Here is a 19,527-nt window from a genome sequence, read left to right on the forward strand (position 1 = left end):
CATAAGTTGTCGAATTCTTAAACATATTTAAAACTTGTAATAGGAAAAGTAGCGACCCCAAAAGATTGGGTCTCATCCCATTCACCAACAATCCCTATTTCGTATATACTTAGAATCACAACTTATCAATGGAGGGTCGGACAATGGAATTCAGAGATATCAATGAACAAATAGTACAGAAATACAAAGAGGACGAAACGCTTATGATTCGCCTCTTTGTACAATGGTGTGCGAATCATGAACTGGATCCGCAAACGCTCTATCGAAACGCTTATCCAAACCAACCAGACAATGCTGCATTATTGAGTGTCATGGAGGAAGATGACGGGTTGGATGAGCTCCAAATCGATAACGAAACTATGCTTGACGTACTCCAACTTTTCGGTAATGAAGACCTTGCTTTTGCAGTTGCCGATGAAATTCAACGTCTGAATTAGTGTAAGATGACATCCACCTGCTTCAAATTTGAATCACTTTAAGGAATACGATGTTTGGGTCGCCAAATATCACCACAACAAATAGTTTAAACATTAATTAATGACACAAAAAAGACGAGCAATCGCTCGTCTTTTTTATACGGTTTCCAATTTCCCATCTTCTTCGACTGGGTTTTCTTCAAGAAGATCAACTTGCAGATTTTCTTTCACATTTTTTTCTGCCTTCATAAAGAAGAGTACAGTGAATATTGCTGTAATCGTAAATCCTCCTATATAAGCAACCGTAGTCTCAAGACCGAATCCCATCGTATCGTTCATTAAAATGAAGACCGTCACGACGCTGGTCATGAACATTGCCGGCAAGAGCGCGACAAAATAGTTTTTCCTCTTTACGTACAGATACATCGCGCCAATCCAAAGTGCGATTGCTGCGGTTGATTGGTTTGCCCAAGAGAAATATCTCCAAAGTATATTGAAATCGATTAACGTCAATAGATAAGAAGCAACGAACAATGGAATGGCTATGAGTAAACGTTTACCGATTTTGCTCTGCGATATTTGGATGTAATCCGCGATAATTGAACGTGCCGCACGGAATGCTGTATCGCCTGAAGTAATCGGTAGTACAACCGCACCAAGGACAGCAATCGTACCACCTACCGCGCCAAGTAGCGTCATTGACACTTCATTGACGACTGCAGAAGCCGTACCTGCATTGATTAACCCTTGAAGTCCTTGACCGTCAAACATACTCATTGCAGCTGCTGCCCAAATCATAGCGATTACAGCTTCCGTAATCATCATGCCGTAGAAAATATAGCGTCCTTGTGATTCATTCTGAGTAGTTCTCGAAATGATTGGCGATTGCGTAGCGTGAAAACCTGAAAGTGCTCCGCATGTGATCGTCAAAAATAGCATTGGGAAAATGGCAAGGCCACCTGGATGCATGTTTTGAAACGTCAATTCTGGAATTTTATGATCGGAAAACAGAAGCGCTCCCCCGACTCCGATTGTCCCAAGCAGCAAAACAGCACCAAAAATCGGATAGAATCGGCCAATAATCTTATCAATAGGCAGAATAGTTGATAGGAAATAGTATACAAAAATCAACAAAGTCAACACGAGAATGCCTATTTTCCCGTCAGTTAAAATGTTTAATAAAGAGGCCGGAGTCGTCACAAACACAGTACCGACTAATAACAAAAGCAATAATGCAAAAAAGTTAACAAAGTGTTTCGCTAATTTACCTAAAAACTTTCCTGCAAGCTCTGGAATATGCGCGCCGCGATTTCGAATGGAAATCATCCCCGTCAAGTAATCATGAACCGCTCCCGCAAAAATTGAACCGAGCACGATCCATAAAAATGCAACAGGACCAAACAGTGCGCCCATAATCGGACCGAAAATCGGACCTGTACCTGCAATATTCAACAATTGAATCAACGCGTTCTTCTGCTTGCCCATCGGCACATAGTCCACTGCATCATGATTTGCATAAGCAGGTGTTTTTCTTTGTGAATTCGGACCGAATATTTTTTCTACATACTTTCCATAAGTAAAATAACCGATCACGAGCAGTACAATTGATGCCAAAAAAGTAATCATACAATAGCCCCCCTTGCCATTCTAGTTGTAATCGTTTTCAAATAAAGATATATTTAGAAAACTTTATTCATTCTAAAATATCATTTTCATTGAGAGAATGCAATATTGAAAATAGTGGATAGATGAATAAAGTTTAGGTACTTGTCTTGTATATAACTCCAACAAGCTTCTACATGAGTTTTACGCCAACTTCGTTGTACACACATGACATCACTAATGATTTTAAGCCTAGATGACTGACTTATACTATGTTGTATATTCTTTAAATAGACTATTTGGCAAGCAGTAATATGTATCAAATGCAGGTTCTAAGTGCCGATATTGTGAACCTTTCGCCAGTATTCTTTACAATTCTTAATGACAGGATTACAATTTCTTCATATTGTATGGTTATAGTAATCGTAAGAGATTTTGAAACAACCATACAAAAAGGAGAGATTTTATGATAGGACATATGACACAACCCGTGACTCGAACATTCGGCAGCGCTGGGTCTACCCAGGTTCGTAAATTGCGGGTAATGTCATTCAATATAGCTCATGGATTGGGGATGGATGGGAAAGTGGATCTTCGCCGTACGGCAGAGGTGATCCGGAATTCTGGAGCTGACATTATTGGTTTGCAGGAAGTGGACAATCATTTTTCAGAACGCAGCGGATTTGAAAATCAGGCGGCAGTCCTGGCAAAATGGCTGGAAATGGACTATAGCTTTGGACCAAATCTAATTGAACCACCTGTGCAGTCGGGACAACCGGAAAGGCAATACGGTAATGCGTTACTCAGCAGATTTCCGGTGAAATACTCCAAGAATCATGCGTACACCCGCTCCTCAAGTTTAATAGAGGATCCCGAACCGAGAGGGTTGCTTGAATCAATTATTGATTTGGACGGCACATTTCTAAGTTTCTTCAATACACATTTATCACTGGAAGAAGAGGGTCAGCGGGAAAACTTGAAACAACTGCTGGAAATTACCGATGCTTCACTGTTTCCTACTATTATAACTGGTGATTTTAACTTATCCCCCGAGCATCCCCAATTAAAGGACTTCAGAAAGACTTATACTGACACTTTCGGAAGCATGGGAATGGGCACAGCTTATACATTCCCAGCTCGTTATGAGGATGCCAGTTCAGCTGTCTGCACTGAGCCTGCCTCCCGGATCGATTATATCTTCACAGACCAAACTACAACTATAGAAAGAACTGAAGTACTTGACACTCCGGTTGCCGACCACCTGCCAATCATTGCGGATCTTTTAATATAGGGAAACTTAGGAGGTCTTAATCAAGGTATCAGATCCTGAGGCAATTCATAATTGCTTCGGAATCTGGTACCTTTCACTCTGGTATCTGTTTCAAAACGATCATGGTTGTTTCAACAACCATGATTTTTTATATTTTTTTGTTTTTAACATTTATTGTGCTGCGAACTATTCGCCAAGCACAAATTTCAAATCACCGACCCCTACATCGATTTTCAAATTAATGGTGGTATCTGAATGGTCGTACGCTTCATTTACATAGACGCCTTTTCCCTGAGAGATGAAGCCTTTCGTTCCTAAGCTACCGAGCCCTTTTGAGATGGTCAATTTAACACCAGTCTCCTTCGGTAAGTGAATTTCCGCATCCCCCACGCCAAGATTGATTTCCGCCTCAAAGCTTTCCCGCCAATCGTCATTTAGATTGATTGTGGTATCACTGACTCCGGCATCAATCGATAAATGACTGAGACGGATTCCCGCCAAGTTCAATTCTGAATCGGAGACACCCATCTCGACAGCGAGATTTACGGGTATTTCATTTGTCAGTTGAAGATTCCAATCGTTTCGTGCGTTCCGGAAAGCCAAGAGACCTTTTGTTTTCTGCTGAATCACCACATGACCGACTTTTCCTTTCTTCTTGTAAGAGATCGATGGATCCCACTTTTTCACGTTTGTATCAATGACACCATCCACCCACCCTTCAGCACCGCCCTCAATCAAAAGATTGCCAGCACCAAAGCCAATTTCAACGTCCAATGATTTTGCACTGTCTTTTTCTATCGACAGATCACCGGACACCCGATCTTTTTTCACCCAACCAAAGCCCCAAAATCCGACGATGGCCAGAAGTCCTACCCCTGCTAAAATAATCACGATTTTTCTCATACCAGTCTCCCCCTTTTCTCAATCATAAATCAACTTCCATAAAGTTGAATCCATCAAATGCATGAACTTAACATCAGTCTAAGGGCTGAGCATGCCAGTATATGAAGATTTCTGTGAGGATATTTTGTGATAAGGTGCCTTTAAGTTCTACTTAATGCGTACCTTCCATAGTTTCGTATATGAGTAACTAATTCCAAGGAGTGATTCAAATAAGAAAAATAGGCTTAGCAATACTGTTGTTGGTACTCGGTCTTTCTTTTTTCCTTCCAACACAAACAGCCGCAGCAACAACAGAAATGTATGTATATGCGAAGAATGACATTTTCCTGCGTACGAAACCGAATCAACATGCCGATAAGCTGGGGACTATTAAAAATCATTCCAAGGTGACTGTCTTGTCTTCTTCAAATGGATGGTCATTGGTTCAGACCGGTAAGAATAAAGGGTATGTTTATACTTCGGCTTTATCCAAAAAAGAGCAGAAAGCTGTCCCAACAACTGTTACCGGCAACTTGACGCCTGCAGATGGTCTGATTCTCACGTATGCGCCTTCTTTCCTCGACGATCAGAAAGAGACGTTCTTTGCGAAAAAAGAAGAGGAGTACACTTATTTATATAATAAGAACAGTTCCGTTTACCCTTATTTGTCAAACTTAACATACATTGAGGACAATGAAAGGCTTCTCATGGGGGTATCGAGTTCGGATTTTATCTTTCTGAATGTTTCCTATCCGTTGAAACAAGGAGCATACACAAAAAATCAGTCCTTTATGGCTGAGGAGAAGGTTTTAGTAGAGAGTACAACGAAAACCATCACAGTGAAAGCAGGCTCTTTCAGGAATGTCGTTATTCTCCGCTTCCCAGATGGCTCCAGAGTATATCTTGCAAAAGGGAACGGAGTTATTAAAAGTACAGATGGAAATGGAAAAATTACTATAGAACTGGCATCTGTAAAGCAGGAAAAATAGTACATCTATCGCGGCGCCGTGCTCTCCTGGGGCGGCGTTTTTCTGGTGATACTCCTAACCATTGATCAGTATATTTTATAACGTGATTGACATTTGACAGCGACAGTTGTTGCCATTCTTTTCGATGGTAACTTTCAGCCCGATGTTGTCTACGCGTGCAATACATACTACAAACAATTCATGGACAAAACAGTCGTGATTACAGGAGGCTTGAGGTGGCTAACCCATCTACGATTCTTGCCCACTCAATTAAGATGACCAGATACTCATTCCCACACAAATTGCCCCTTCCACTTAAACACACTTACATTTTTTCTATGCTGACTTAGTATTTATTCAATAACTTGTAAGGGATTCTTATGAGCACTTTTAAGCACAATTATTAATTTTACCCTCTTCTCCAGAGCATAATCTTTACAAAAATTTTGAAAGCGTAATATTTGAATTGAATAACATTAGACCGTTCGAACCATTGAGGGAACGTGTCAATAAAGTAATCCGAACATGTTCCAGAGCACATTACCGATGTTTTTCGCAAAAGGAATAAGATGGAATATATGAAGGGAATCTATTAGGTTAGACCTCTTTTTGGTCTATCGTCAAGTATTGGACAGGTCTGATGGAGTATTTCTTTAATTATGACAAAGGTTAATATTTCCATAGAAACTTGTCATTTGATTGTTACGCGGCCGTAGTTTTCTTTTGTTATTGTAGTTTGTAAGCAGATAGGGCACTGCTAAATTATCCAATTGAAAGCTTCATATTCAAAATGGACATTTTAAAAAACTAGCCCTAATTTTAAGCTCTTGATTAAAAGGAGGTAGATTGTACATAGCAATTTAAAAGAACAAGTTTAATAATTGAGCTTCAAAAAAACTTAAAACAGAAAGGTGTTTGATGAACTTTGGTTAAAGAAACTACACAAAAAGAGAAAAGCACGAACAAGAAAATCTTGCCATTCGTGATGTCAACCTCTATGTTAACAGCTGCTATCTTCGGTGCAGGCGGATCAGCTTTTGCAGCTGAAGAAGGCGAGGAAAAAGAATTTAAAAATCACGGTGCAGAAGTTTCATCTTTTGCAACTAGCACTCCGGGCTCACCTGAAAAAGGATCATTAATGCGTACAATTGCAAATAAAAATTTGCAGGAAAAAGCACAAAATGAAGATGATTCGGATGATTTTACAGATGAAGATGAAGCAACGGATGTAACGGTTGAGGAAGAAGATACAACGGATCTACCAGTAATTGATGATGAAGCAACAGAGGTGCCGGTTGAGGATGACGATGCAACAGATGCACCGGTTGATGAGGATGAAACAACGGATCTACCAGTAATCGAAGATGAGGCAACAGATGTGCCGGTTGAGGATGACGATGCAACGGATGCACCGGTTGATGAGGATGAAACAACGGATCTACCAGTAATTGAAAATGAAGTAACGGATGTGCCGGTTGAGGATGACGATGCAACGGATGCACCGGTTGATGAGGATGAAACAACGGATCTACCAGTAATCGAAAATGAAGTAACGGATGTGCCGGTTGAGGAAGATGATGCAACGGATGCACCGGTTGATGAGGATGAAACAACGGATCTACCAGTAATCGAAGATGAAGTAACGGATGTGCCGGTTGAGGAAGATGATGCAACGGATACACCGGTTGATGAGGATGAAACAACGGATCTACCAGTAATCGAAGATGAAGTAACAGATGTGCCGGTTGAGGAAGACGATGCAACAGATGCACCGGTTGATGAGGATGAAACAACGGATCTACCAGTAATCGAAGATGAGGCAACAGATGTGCCGGTTGAGGAAGACGATGCAACGGATACACCTATCATTGATGATGAGACAGCTGACGAAAATGAGATTGAAGAAGAACCTGCTGATGAGCCTGCTAGTGAAGATGAGGCAGCAAATGAAACTAATAAAACAGAAAGGCCAGCTGACGATAATATCAATGAAGATATTACGACAACTGACCAATCTACCGATAGCACTATTATAACAGATGAGCTAGTAAATGAATATAGGTCTGTCATACAAAACTATGTAAGTTTAATCGAGTATTATGATTTCCTAATCCAAGATCAACTTGAAATGATCTTACCAGAAGATGAAGATAATGATTTGCAGGAACCTGGCAATGCCGACGATACTTCGGAACAACCAGCTGATGAAAAAGACGAAGTTGAAGTACCTGCTGATGGCGAAGAGGCTACTGAACAACCAGCTGATGAAGAAGATGCTGTTGAAGTACCTGCCAATGACGAAGAGGCTACTGAACAACCAGCTGACGAAGAAGATGCTGTTGAAGTACCTGCCAATGACGAAGAGGCTACTGAACAACCAGCTGATGAAGAAGATGCTGTTGAAGTACCTGCCAATGACGAAGAGGCCACTGAACAACCAGCTGACGAAGAAGATGCTGTTGAAGTACCTGCCAATGACGAAGAGGCCACTGAACAACCAGCTGATGAAGAGGAAGAATCTGTTGAAGATGATAGACAATCAACAGTTTGGGACAAGTTGGTCGGCTATTACCAACAAGTCGTTATATCGTACAACTCCCTATTTAGCTTATTAAAAAAATAAATTAAATCTTCTTATACAATTGAATATGTAAACTACTTAACAGACAGTAATATTACTCTCTGCTTAAACCGTATGTTTTACGGTTAATCAAATTAATAATCGATTGAGCCCTTGAGAACTCTAGTAGGAGTTTTCAAGGGCTCTATGTGCTTTATTGAAATAACAGTATCCATACCTTGTTTTCAAATAAATATATCTGAATGGTCGTACACTTTGTTCACATCGACGCCTGGCGAAACCCTTTGTTCCTAAACTGCCGTGCTCTTTTAAGACAGTTAATTTAACACTGTTCTCTTTCGACAATAGAGCTTTCGAAACGTCTAGGTTGCACTCCGCTTCCAAGCTTCCTCCTTACTCTGCATTCACAATCTTAAAAACAGCCTTCTCAGCTGTAAGAAGTGCACCTTCCAAGTGCCCACCGAACCGTGGATCTGTCTCTGTCCCGGCAAAAACAATGCTTTTACCCCAAGCTCCTGCCTCTGGCGGTTGACCGTAATGCGGAAATTCCCGAAGTGGGATCCAGTCTTCCTCAACAGCCGTTTCGGAGTCTTCGGACCAGTCCTTAGAAAGGAAGGCACTTACATTCTGTGCCTCCGACCCAAAAAGTCTTACCAATTGGTCAATCGCCAATTCACGAATTTTTTCCTTGCCGAGTTGTTGGCGAACCTCCACTGGAATGCCTAGGAAGCCAAACAATGCACCGGACCCCGTTTCAGGGGAAGCATCGTGGATCTCTTGCAAGGGGCCGACCCGGCTCGATACGAATCCTGACAGACCAGAATCCCTCCAAAAAGGACGTTCATAAATCGCGACCACCTTGGCATGGCCAGCCATCCAAGTAGGTTTGTTCACCAGGTTAGTTGTTAGATCGGAAGGAAGGGCAGGAGTAAATTTAATGTGATGCCCGATTATCCGGGGCGGCAACGCCAAAATTACAGCACGGGCAGAAATTGTTATTATCGTTTCATCCGGTAGGGCAGCTTCAACCCTGACATCACCGTTTTTCTCTTGTCTGATTGATGTAACTCTCGTACCCAGCTCGATGACATCTGAAGGGATGGTTTCCGTTATCGCATCAACAAGGGCCTGCACTCCTCCTTTGAACCGGACCGACCTCGCGCTTGGATTTTTTGGTAATATATAACGCTTTGGTGTTTCGTTCGGAGATTGTTCTGAAAGCATAGCCCCTTCGGCATATTGTTCAAACGTTGCTATATTCAACTCTTTTACGAGATCATCGATTGTTTGTTCATACTGCGGCCAAAACCATGTTGGTCCAAGATCAAATTCTCCCAATTCGGGTCGACTCGTGTCAGAAACACTTAAAACCCTGCCACCAATCCGATCCCTTGCTTCCAAAAGCCTACATTTGACACCTTGTCTAGCCAGAAGGGATGCAGCCCTTAGACCACTCAATCCGGCTCCAATAATGACTATCGGGTTTTTCATATATCTTCCTCTTTCCAATCATAAATTTTATGCACGCGCCAATCTTTCAACTGTTTTAGGACCCTAATATTAAATTGAGTTTTCAGTCACTTGGATTTGACTCGGTTCCTTATGTTTGCCGATTCGGGCCCAAATAATAATTGGAATTAACAGTAAGGAGAATATCCCACAGGCAATTGATAGGATTCCATAGCTGAAATGCGCTACAACAAGACCGGATAATCCTCCTCCTATCGCTCCAGACAACGCAATTCCCACATCAACGGAGCCCTGCGTTTTCGCCCGAGTAGATGTCGATGTTGCGTCTACAAGAATCGCTGTTCCGCTAATCAACCCGAAATTCCAACCAAGCCCCAGCAATACAAGTGCTGTCACAAGTGCAACCATTGAATCAGCTGATCCCAAAGCAGCTACAATGCCAGATACAAGCAGTGTGACTGCAGAAGCAATTGCCATTACAGCACGTCCGATTTTATCGACAAGATAGCCCGTCACTAATGAAGGTAAAAACATGGCCCCTATATGAAATCCAATGACAAGCCCCACTGCTTGTAAAGTATGACCATAGTGTCCCATATGGATGGGGGTCATCGTCATAATGGCCGTCATCACAAATTGAGTGAACACCATCACTGCGGCTCCCGCAAAAACGCCCCGTTTATTCAGTAAGAACGTATCAGAATTTCCCGCCACTTGTAACTTACTGTCTGTTTTTTGTGCAGTGGCAATCGCTTTGGCGACAATCAAAGGATCTGGACGAAGTAAAATCAAGAGTACCAAACCGGCAAGTATGTAGGCAGAGGCAGCTAATAGAAACGGCCCTGCTAGAGCAGGAATTCCAATGGACGTAGCAAAATCGCCCATAACTCCTACCAAGTTGGGACCGGCGACAGCACCGAACGTGGTGGAAACCATGGCCATACTGACAGCCTGTGCCCTTTGCCTCGAGCCCGCCAAGTCAGCTCCTGCGTAGCGTGCTTGCAAGTTGGTTGCCGATCCGGCACCGTAGATTAGCAATGAACCAAATAGAAGGAAAATGTTATTTGTCAGTGCTGCAAAAACTACTCCAATCGCACCGAGACCGCCAGCCAAAAATCCTGAGGCAAGTCCGAAACGACGCCCGTATCGCTGGGAAAGACGCCCCACGAATAGTGCAGCCCCTGCTGACCCCAATGTAAATAATGCTGTTGGTATTCCCGTAACACTATCCGTACCCAGCATGTCTTGGGCAAGAAGTGCCCCTACCGTAATTCCCGCTGCAAGCCCTGCTCCTCCAAATATTTGGGAGAGGATCACAACGATTAATGTTTTTTTATATAATTGCTGTTGTTTTTCCGAGGAACCGATATAGCTCTGTATCAAAGCTGATTGGGCATCCCTCTTTTTCATGCGATTACGCATCATACGCTAGCACACCTTTCTGAAAGTTTCATTCTTTTATAGATTTCAACTATCGTAACACGAGAAAAAAAGCCATACAATGCTTTAATTGTATGGCGAACAATTTATAATGAAATTTCATAAAGCAAACGCTTTATTATTGTTAATCCTTGTTCTAGTTTCTCGACGGTTTCAGGTGCACATACAGCAATCCTTACCGCCCGCCCCGGGCAACTGTTACCAACGACAAAACGTTCTGCCGCATACACTTGTACTCCGTGCCGGGCAGCCAACGATTCAAATTCAGTCCCTTTCATCACGCCCGGTATTAACAACCAACGAAAGATTCCTGTCTCATCACCGAGACATGTAAAATCCGCCAGATATCGATCGACGACTTGATTTCTCCGAATGGCTTGCTCACGATGCCCCTCGATCAACGCTTCGAATTGATTGGAAACGATCAAGCGGGCACTCAGCTCCGCCAATAACGGAGACACCGATATATTTAAATTATACAAAGCTCTTGCGAGGCGCTCCTTGAATCGCTTCGGCACCGCGATATAGGCAAGTCGCAGTCCGGGCGCGATTGATTTTGATAAACTCGCAATATGGATGACCTGTTCCGGCGCAAAGGATGCGATCGCTGGGAACGGCTTCTCGTTGTGGAGATGATAGGTTGCATCTTCAATGATGAACTGATTATACGTTCGGGCGATTTCTGCAATCGCTTTTCGATTCTCAACAGACAAGCGTATAGTTGTTGGATTATGATAATCAGGAATCAAGTAGATGCCGCTAATATTATCATTTTTACAAGCCTCTTCCAAAGCACTTGGACTCATTTCTCCGTTTTCTCCTGGCCTGATCGGAACCAACTGCACGCGCAACATTGCCGCCACCGTTTTTAAGCCCGGATATGTATGTCGATCGACACCAATGCGATCCCCAGGTTTACAAAGGCTCGCCAATGTGGCAGCAATCGCGTTTTGGCCGCCCGTTGCAAACAAGATGCGATCAACCGAAGAGTCAAACCCGCCTCTTCGGATCAGCTTGACTGCAGCGTCTTTTTGCCAAACGCTTTCCCCTGCCCGCCCATAGCCAAACCATTTTTCATACTCTGTTTCTTGCAGCATGTTTTTCAGTTGATGCAACAGGGGCTCAAAAGACGCTTGATCCGGCAAAGTTGCTCCCATCTCAATCAAATGCTCCGGCTTCGAGTCTTCCAGTAAATACGCATTCGACAAGGCATCGTACGATACATAGGTACCACTTCCAACAGAGGCACTTATCAACCCATTGAGCACGCATACCTTAAACGCCTTTGAAATCGTACTCAAATTCACCTCCAAATAATCCGCCAATTCCCGCTGCGGAGGAAGTTTTGTACCAGGCAATAAAACTTCATTTACTATATCCTGTTTCAGCTGATCCGCAAGGACTTGATACATCGGCTTTTTCGTTTTATCTATAGAAGGCTTCCAGCTCATCGGATAGTCTTTAAATGAATTAGAAGGCATTTTTTCTTCACCCTTTTCTGCGATACTGTGATACTTACTGGTACTCCTTGGATTCATTATCGCATTAACCTGTCTGTAAGCAAAAGGTGTTGTTTTATCAACATAATCAATTGTCTAAGATATGAAAGATAGCAGTAAAACGGAAAAACCCCTTCCGAATCTGTAATCAGACTTGGAAGGGGTTTTGTTCACTTTATTACAACCGATGAGGAGAATTACATCATGCCTCCCATAAGTAGCCACTAAAGACCTTAACCATTTATAAGTCTTTTGAAGAAACTAATATATAGGCTGATAAAAGCAGTAGTAGTCTTAGGTCTAATACTTTTTGTCATTCATTTATTAAATTAATTAAATTTTTTAAAAGGATTTGGAGAATAAAAAAATTACACAGATTATTTTCTGTGTCATAAATGATTATTTAATCTCTTTACATTCTTAGTTGTGTGAGTGACTTGCACTCGACGACAAGATACTCGCTACATAAAAAGTGGTTGGCTTAAATAACCCCTAAGTGGATGGTCCTCAAAAATGCTTTATATTATAGAATTATAACATATAGAACGAGGAAATTTATTTCTAAAAAGGAGGAAGGCATGAAGTTAGCCCTTATTGTATCAATGATTTTCGTGGTCATTATTTTAGCTATCGGAGTAATCTTGACCATATCTGTTGCTAATTCTAGGAATGAAAATTACAATAGTGAAAAAAGTTTTTCCAGTTTGCTGTGGGTTTATGTTTTATCAATCCCATTTATTGTTATATTGACTCTTATAGCTATATTTATATTTTATTAACAACGGAGGACGGTTCGGGACCAGTGAAAAAGTACATGTTTTTTTTCGAGTCTCAGGAACCGTCTAAGTCCACTGATAAAGTTCGTATTTCAATGATACATTCTTTAGATTCTTCCTGTAGACTCTTTGACCGAGGGGTGGATTATTCACAATCGTCCGCTAAATTATGTTGTTGACGTAATAATACAACAATGACACAATTCTAGGAAATAAATGAGGTCACCGAAAAATCATTGGGAGTCTTTAAAATTTAAACTTTTTTCAAACACCACCCGAGAATAAAATACCATTATACTCCGTAACTTCTCAGCGCGTGGACAAACCTTGAAACGCCTTCTTGTATTGAGGCTCCGTTACCTTTTCCATAAGTAAATCGAACGTATCCATTTGTTGAACCCATTATTCTTCCAGGTACAAATGAAACGCCTTTTTTCATAGATTCTTCAAGTAACTTATATCCATCAATTTCGTGATTTATTTTACACCATAAATGAATTCCGCCTTGTGGCACTAAATATGTAACCTCATTTTCAGTTAAACTGTCCAACGCTGAAATTAACGCATTCCTACGCTCCCTCAGTTGAATCCTTAAATTTGAAATATGTTTGTCAAATTGAGGGGAATCTAAAAATTGATTCGCTATCCATTGAGGAAAAACACTATGACCAAAATCAATTTGCTGTTTGCCATCTGATAAACGCTGAATCACTTTTTCTGGTCCAATAATCCAACCAATGCGTAATCCTGATGCGACAATTTTTGATAAGGAACTAATGTATACAACATTTTCATTACCGTCCATTGACTTTAACGTAGGTCCAATGCGTCCGTCGAATGACGTCAAATTATAGGGATCATCCTCTATTATGGGAATACCGTACTTTGATGATAATTCCAATATTCTCTTTCGACGTTCCAGAGACATTTTTATACCAGTAGGATTTTGATAATCAGGATTTAAAAAGAGCATACGAATTCGATGTTTTCTTTGTAAAGCTACAATATCATCAGGATTTACGCCATATTGATCAACTGGGAGTAATAGCGTTCTAATACCAAACGATTGAAAGATCGGTAAAGAGTATGCGTAGGATGGATCTTCAATAGCTACTGTATCACCTGGTTTTAACAGGCATTGAACGATTAGATGTATTGCTTGCTGTGCACCGGACGTAATCAGTATGGAGTTTGGCTCAACATCCATATTTTTATAGGTTTTTACATGTTTACAAATTGTCTCCCGTAATCCCGCATCGCCTAAAGGATGATCGTAACCTAAATGCTCATCAAACGCATGATCTTTAAGAATCCTAGCGAATTGGGCGTTAGGTAGTAAATCTGCTGCAAGTTCCCCGCTTGATAGGTTAATCATTCCTGCTTGCTCAGTTTCATTACGAAGTTTCTGCACCAACGGAAGATTCGGATGAAATGAGCCATCCTCTACATATCTACCCCAATTGGGGACTCTTTTATGAGTCAGTCCCCATATATCCGTATTTATATAAGTGCCGCTTCCTTTTTTTCTGACAATTAATCCAATCGCCTCTAACTCATCATAAGCAGTCACCACTGTACTCCGATTTATCTGTAACTTTTTTGCCAACTCACGTTCAGATGGCAATGGCTGGTCCTGAGATAAATCTCCCGATATAATCCCATTCTCTATTTGTTCTGCAAGTTGCCTGTACATTGGCTTTTTTATTGAACGGTCTAGCATAAATCGCATTAAACTTCACCCTTTATTTGTAGTTTTTCAATATAACAAATTTCGTATTATGCCCGTAGTGAAATATTAAATGTTATTATCTCATCTCCTGACATCAGTATCCCTATAGAAGTGTTAAAGATGTCTTCGGCCATTATGTTAACAAAGTCATTTTTTGTTTCAATTCTATCATTTTACTTTTACAGCTATTCGCGCTCAAAATTTAAGCGATCGATACCAAGTATAGACTCAATTATCTATAAAGAAAAATTACATAAGAAAAGAATCGCCAGGTTAATTTTAATTACAAGCGGCATTGTCCTTTTAAATATTGGCGACTGTTGGCTTATCGGAAAGCGCAATTCATTTACCGAAACCAATTGTTTTTAGACGTAGAGGCTTAAGTACGCAGCTGCTGACGCTACTTTTAATTTAGACTCAATCTCTGTTTTCAAGAGATTCAGCAGCGTATTATCTCCCTTGTTATTAACCATCTTAAAGTTCATACATCTGCCCTCCTCTTTGCATAAAGTCTACTTTCCTAAATATGTAGTCCTACTACAATGATACTAGTGCAGACGGCTTGTCACAAGACAGTGACAGATACTTGGAAATGTTACTAGAAAAATGAATTTATCAAGATAAATAAACACTTATACAAAAATCAGGGTTTGATTTTCACTTGTCCGGAAGGCTATTCGTGTACAATTAAGCAATTTTCCAACCGTCTACAGCGCCTGCTAGCAAAAATATCTGACTTATGTAAGCACATCACACTCATCCCGGCATATACACGCTTCGTTGTTAATTGAAGCAAGTGTTAATATGAAAGTTATCTCCCATAGGCTCGGACATTCTTCAGTAGCGACGACGGACGAAATTTACGGACATCTAACAAGAGGATTAGAAAAAGAGGCCTCTCAAAAAATCAGTGAATTAATGAGAGACCTCTATATTTGGAGTGATTTTATCGGCGATTATGACCAATAAAATGACCACGGTTTGATGGTCAGTGCTCTAACCCTTGTCATATCAAGGGCTTGTTTCACTTACATCATGCCGCCCATTCAATTGCCACCATTAAGCATCTTCACAGAACTTCAAAAGTGCGTACCTAAAAGAATTTTGGTGAGTTTTATTGCACACTTCATAACCGGATAGCAAAACATTGTTGCCGGATTGTTGCCCAACAATCGAGAAAAAGTTCTACTAAAACTACTTATTTATTTTGAATCATACAGTTTCTATAGTATAAAGACTATGAGCTTTAATCTGTCAAGGCAACTACACATGTAAACTGCCTTACTACTCATCACGAATGGCTAAATTATGCCCCCTTCAAACTTTAGATATATCAGTTTATATTTGTTCTAAAACCTACAATGTAGTTTAATACTAATTTAACACCAACTGTCTAAATAACGCCATTCCATTTTAGTGATTCAACAATTTATAAATAGGGTGTGGGAATAACTTCATAAGCTAACTCACCAATTCCAAGAACATTATTAAATACCATTCTAGTTAAAACTGATTCTGTCTCTGAAACAATATATGGCTTAACTCTCCAATTATCTATTATTGCTTTTTCTCCCATCTTTTCGATATCACAAATAATCTTTTCACTTAAATTAAATGCATCTTTATTTCTTTTATCTATACGAGCGGTTACTTTAAATATAAAATTATAAATTTGCCTTATTGAAAAGTAATCTAATAAGTGGTCGAATACACGGTAAAACTTTTCCTTTGGTTCATAGCTAATGCCAGCTTCTTTTAAGCGACGATATAATAAAGACGTAACCTCATCAATCGCCACGTTCTTCCATATCATGTGACAGAATTTTTTATCTTCCAAGAATTCTTCCGCTTTCGGATAAATGAGCCTCTGAATAAAGTAATAGTAATTTTCATCATATGGATTAATATTTATTTTATACTTCATCGTCGTTATATCATATTCAACTTTATCTCCTTCTATAATAGTAAAATTTTCAATAGGAACACTCGAACTTGGCAAGATTAATCTTTCAACTATTAAATAGTTGACAATAGACCAAAATAGCATATCGGATGGGGCAGGCCGTTGTTTTATATAGCTGAAATTTAGTTCTCGCGTTCCTTCTATATAGCACACCTTCACTATTAAACCTAAGAACAATTTCTGCTTCAGATCCAACTTTTTTTCTTCTATTTTATTTGCTAAAGATCTGTGTTCAACAACCAATCTTTCTTTTTTCTCTTTTCTCTCTTGATTGCGACGTATTTTTTCAATTAACTCCTTTTCTTCTTCTTTTTTTATTGTCTCTTGGTGTAAACGCTTCTTCTCTTTTTCAGTTTCTCGCCGATCTAAACACATAACATTTTCACATTTACAGTTTAAATAATCCTCATTATGCAAGCAGTGTTCACATATTATATTCGTAACAATCAAACCGTAGAAATTCTCTCCGTATTTATCTCTTTCAGGCATGATCATCCATTTTTTTTTATTACAAATGGAACATTGATTAAAAGATACCTTTGGAAGAACTTCTGATAATTTACTAAACGATGTAATTTTGAATTCTTCTTTTATGCTTTCTTCATCTAAATTATTGATATAATAGTCCAGCAACATTTTTCTGAGTTCCTCTTCTGTTAAATGTTTCAATTGATCACTTAGACTTGTGCAATTAATTTTCATCCTATTTAAGTTCATTCCTTTATCCTCCAGAAAAAATTTGTAATTAACTTACCTTCATCTAAATGGATAACTTTGTCAAATACTGGTTATCATCCTTGTTATAGCAAGTGAAATAGAATATTGTAAAGTAGCAGGCGTAGTTAAACGGATGTGCAACAGCACTGATGTCGAGCAAATTAATTAAATAAAACTATATACCATTCAACAAAACGCAATCTAGTACTGTTGAATTTAACTTTAAACGATTACTCCAAATAAGTTATGAAAAAGTTTAAAAATTATCTCTAATAGTTGCATTGAAGAAAATTTCAAAAAGGATATTTTGGACTGTTTCAAAGAACAACATAAAGAATATATCTTGTATTGTATTAATAACGAACAATTAAAGAAACAAAACCTTATTGAAATAGACTGAATGTCCTTCTGTTAAATTTTAGATCCTTTTTCAGCTTTAAGTAACTAGTATCTTCTGGTATAATAGAAATCAAAGAGTATTTTTGATCAAACACATTTTGTGAGTGTCCTAACCAATTAATCTGCTTTGCAGGACTCTTGTTGGAGTATAAAGATCATCCCACTATAAGTGTGTCCAAATGAATAGTGTAATTCAGAGTTATGAGCTTAGCGTACTTTCGCCAAGCTCTTTTTTGTTTTAATTTTTATTTTATTTCAAATCATAGGGGGTACTTTTTCATGGCATATGCATTTGGCTATTCACTCAGTCCAAAAACAGAACGACTATTAACACTTTTATTATCGTATCGTGGTATGACCGCACGGCAGTTAGCTGATATTTTTTATAAAACACACCAAATTAGTCTATCACAGGAAAAATCTATTTATAATGATCTGGCTAAACTAAAAAAACAGGGGTTAGTTAAATCTATGCGTTTACAACAAAGCGTTTCTAAAGGATCGCTATATTATTTAACTCCATCGGGATATGATTTCACAAAAGATTTACTAAATGTACATCAAGGGCAAAAAGCTACAGGTTGGATGCCACCAGATTATGGAGTGTACGATGTGGCAGATTTATCATACGAACTATATTTGCCTCCTTTAAAACAGACGGCTCATCATTTAATGCTAATTGATTTTTTTATTGAACTTCATGCCTCTAGTGATGAGCTGTGGGAAGTGCTTCCTCATCGTCACAATCTATATGCAGCAAGAAAATATAAGACTGAAAAAGGTGAACAACAATATCGACCTGATGCTGAAATTTTGATAAATGGTGAGCTTTTCACAGTAGAAATCGACCGCGCAACAGAATCACATGAGCAACTTTTACAAAAGTTCCGTACTTATAAAAATTACTTAGATAGTCATGCTAACGATTCGAGCAAGGATCAATTGGCAGGTATCCTATTTGTTGTAGAATCACGTAGAAGAGATCAAGGTATCCGGAGACGCTGGCATAATATTTTGTCTGCTTTTTTTAAAGTCTTGTTTGCATATAGTAATAAAGTAAATCTGATTCTGACTACTATGGACCAGGTATCAGACACTCTTCATTTTGAACAACAACGTACTTCATATAAGACCCAAATTGAAAAGCTTTTAGGCGATTACCTTCCAGATAATCAAGAAGCTTATATGCTTTCTCCGCAGTCGTTTAATGATGCTCTAATAGCTTGCGTTCCTATTTCACATTCTAAATACAGATTATTGTTTTGTGAAGTAGCACATGAATTCGAGAGTGCTATTTATATAAAATACATCCAATTTCAAAAAAATCAGTTACCAACGTATAAAACGAAAAGCCCCTTGCCGAATCGGGATAATTTAAAATACGTTGATCATTTGAATGTGATTTTCTATGCACAATACAAACCGGTTATCATGGATTCATTTATTAATTATAAAATAAATCCGCAGTTCGAAGATTTATTGTCCTTGTTGTCAAGGAATCTCAATTTTCATAGCTTTAACCCAGTGCTCAATATGCCAGTTAACTATTAAATACCTATTAGGGCTGTCCTAAAAGTTAAAATCACTTTCAGGACAGCTTTTACAAATAAAATTAAATCTTTTCATCACAGCAACTCAACAATCTCTTCTGCTACTTACCACAAAAACCGACTCTATTAGCAAACCAAATTATTTGTACCCCCCCCACTTATCAGTAACTCTTATGGAAATGCTAGTTACTCTAATGATTACTTAGTAACCGACATTTCTACACAAGTGACACATTGATAAATCCCGAGTGGCCTGCTTTTTTAC

Annotated in this window: 13 protein-coding genes; 6 read left to right on the top strand and 7 right to left on the bottom strand. The window is 39.4% G+C overall.

The genetic code is table 11. The features are described from left to right. Positions 1-143: 143 nt before the first annotated feature. Positions 144-437 (top strand): hypothetical protein, encoded by a 294-nt coding sequence (locus MKX97_RS15395; protein ID WP_342536401.1) that lies wholly within the window; start codon positions 144-146, stop codon positions 435-437. Between the two features lie 135 nt (positions 438-572). On the opposite strand, the gene MKX97_RS15400 is transcribed toward MKX97_RS15395, so the two are convergent. Beyond that, positions 573-2,042 carry a carbon starvation protein A gene (locus MKX97_RS15400; protein ID WP_342536403.1) on the bottom strand — a complete coding sequence of 490 codons (1,470 nt, stop codon included), beginning with the start codon at positions 2,040-2,042 and terminating at the stop codon, positions 573-575. Between the two features lie 442 nt (positions 2,043-2,484). On the opposite strand from MKX97_RS15400, the gene MKX97_RS15405 reads away from it, so the two are divergent. Further along, a complete protein-coding gene (locus MKX97_RS15405; protein WP_342536405.1) occupies positions 2,485-3,309 on the top strand; it encodes an endonuclease/exonuclease/phosphatase family protein in 825 nt (274 codons plus the stop codon). Between the two features lie 165 nt (positions 3,310-3,474). Here MKX97_RS15405 and MKX97_RS15410 read toward each other — a convergent pair whose 3' ends face one another. After that, positions 3,475-4,191 carry a toast rack family protein gene (locus MKX97_RS15410; protein ID WP_342536406.1) on the bottom strand — a complete coding sequence of 239 codons (717 nt, stop codon included), beginning with the start codon at positions 4,189-4,191 and terminating at the stop codon, positions 3,475-3,477. 236 nt (positions 4,192-4,427) lie between these two features. On the opposite strand from MKX97_RS15410, the gene MKX97_RS15415 reads away from it, so the two are divergent. Both MKX97_RS15415 and MKX97_RS15420 read left to right on the top strand, forming a co-directional pair. Beyond that, entirely contained in the window at positions 4,428-5,159 is a 732-nt protein-coding gene (locus tag MKX97_RS15415) for an SH3 domain-containing protein (protein WP_342536407.1), read from the top strand. 904 nt (positions 5,160-6,063) lie between these two features. Beyond that, on the top strand, positions 6,064-7,761 hold the full coding sequence (locus MKX97_RS15420) for a hypothetical protein (protein WP_342536408.1): 1,698 nt from the start codon (positions 6,064-6,066) through the stop codon (positions 7,759-7,761). A gap of 351 nt (positions 7,762-8,112) precedes the next feature. Here the strand turns inward: MKX97_RS15420 and MKX97_RS15425 are convergent, their stop codons facing one another. The 4 genes from MKX97_RS15425 to MKX97_RS15440 form a co-directional block, all read right to left on the bottom strand. After that, positions 8,113-9,210, bottom strand: coding sequence for an FAD-dependent oxidoreductase (locus tag MKX97_RS15425; protein WP_340760602.1), 1,098 nt, complete (start codon positions 9,208-9,210; stop codon positions 8,113-8,115). Positions 9,211-9,279: 69 nt separating this feature from the next. Continuing rightward, complete coding sequence (locus MKX97_RS15430) at positions 9,280-10,614, bottom strand: MFS transporter (protein WP_342536409.1); 1,335 nt, start codon at positions 10,612-10,614, stop codon at positions 9,280-9,282. Positions 10,615-10,715: 101 nt separating this feature from the next. After that, positions 10,716-12,110 (bottom strand): PLP-dependent aminotransferase family protein, encoded by a 1,395-nt coding sequence (locus MKX97_RS15435; protein ID WP_342536411.1) that lies wholly within the window; start codon positions 12,108-12,110, stop codon positions 10,716-10,718. A gap of 1,086 nt (positions 12,111-13,196) precedes the next feature. Next, positions 13,197-14,633 carry a PLP-dependent aminotransferase family protein gene (locus tag MKX97_RS15440; protein ID WP_342536413.1) on the bottom strand — a complete coding sequence of 479 codons (1,437 nt, stop codon included), beginning with the start codon at positions 14,631-14,633 and terminating at the stop codon, positions 13,197-13,199. A gap of 732 nt (positions 14,634-15,365) precedes the next feature. Between MKX97_RS15440 and MKX97_RS15445 the strand changes: the two genes are divergently transcribed. Then, positions 15,366-15,602, top strand: a complete 237-nt coding sequence (locus MKX97_RS15445) for a tyrosine-type recombinase/integrase (protein WP_342537520.1) — start codon at positions 15,366-15,368, stop codon at positions 15,600-15,602. A 460-nt stretch (positions 15,603-16,062) separates the two neighbouring features. Here MKX97_RS15445 and MKX97_RS15450 read toward each other — a convergent pair whose 3' ends face one another. Next, complete coding sequence (locus MKX97_RS15450; RefSeq protein ID WP_342536414.1) at positions 16,063-17,313, bottom strand: hypothetical protein; 1,251 nt, start codon at positions 17,311-17,313, stop codon at positions 16,063-16,065. A gap of 678 nt (positions 17,314-17,991) precedes the next feature. On the opposite strand from MKX97_RS15450, the gene MKX97_RS15455 reads away from it, so the two are divergent. Then, positions 17,992-19,263: a replication-relaxation family protein gene (locus tag MKX97_RS15455; protein ID WP_342536415.1), complete on the top strand. Its 1,272-nt coding sequence runs from the start codon at positions 17,992-17,994 to the stop codon at positions 19,261-19,263. Positions 19,264-19,527 lie beyond the last annotated feature (264 nt).

This window comes from Sporosarcina sp. FSL K6-3508 (assembly GCF_038615825.1).
Taxonomy (GTDB): domain Bacteria; phylum Bacillota; class Bacilli; order Bacillales_A; family Planococcaceae; genus Sporosarcina; species Sporosarcina newyorkensis.

What these genes read in the sequence shown, in the direction of transcription:
- MKX97_RS15430 (WP_342536409.1), bottom strand. Translation starts at nt 10,614, where the DNA reads ATGATGCGTAATCGCATGAAAAAGAGGGATGCCCAATCAGCTTTGATA.
- MKX97_RS15405 (WP_342536405.1), top strand. Translation starts at nt 2,485, where the DNA reads ATGATAGGACATATGACACAACCCGTGACTCGAACATTCGGCAGCGCT.
- MKX97_RS15455 (WP_342536415.1), top strand. Translation starts at nt 17,992, where the DNA reads ATGGCATATGCATTTGGCTATTCACTCAGTCCAAAAACAGAACGACTA.
- MKX97_RS15450 (WP_342536414.1), bottom strand. Translation starts at nt 17,313, where the DNA reads ATGAACTTAAATAGGATGAAAATTAATTGCACAAGTCTAAGTGATCAA.
- MKX97_RS15425 (WP_340760602.1), bottom strand. Translation starts at nt 9,210, where the DNA reads ATGAAAAACCCGATAGTCATTATTGGAGCCGGATTGAGTGGTCTAAGG.
- MKX97_RS15435 (WP_342536411.1), bottom strand. Translation starts at nt 12,110, where the DNA reads ATGCCTTCTAATTCATTTAAAGACTATCCGATGAGCTGGAAGCCTTCT.
- MKX97_RS15395 (WP_342536401.1), top strand. Translation starts at nt 144, where the DNA reads ATGGAATTCAGAGATATCAATGAACAAATAGTACAGAAATACAAAGAG.
- MKX97_RS15410 (WP_342536406.1), bottom strand. Translation starts at nt 4,191, where the DNA reads ATGAGAAAAATCGTGATTATTTTAGCAGGGGTAGGACTTCTGGCCATC.
- MKX97_RS15440 (WP_342536413.1), bottom strand. Translation starts at nt 14,633, where the DNA reads ATGCGATTTATGCTAGACCGTTCAATAAAAAAGCCAATGTACAGGCAA.
- MKX97_RS15400 (WP_342536403.1), bottom strand. Translation starts at nt 2,042, where the DNA reads ATGATTACTTTTTTGGCATCAATTGTACTGCTCGTGATCGGTTATTTT.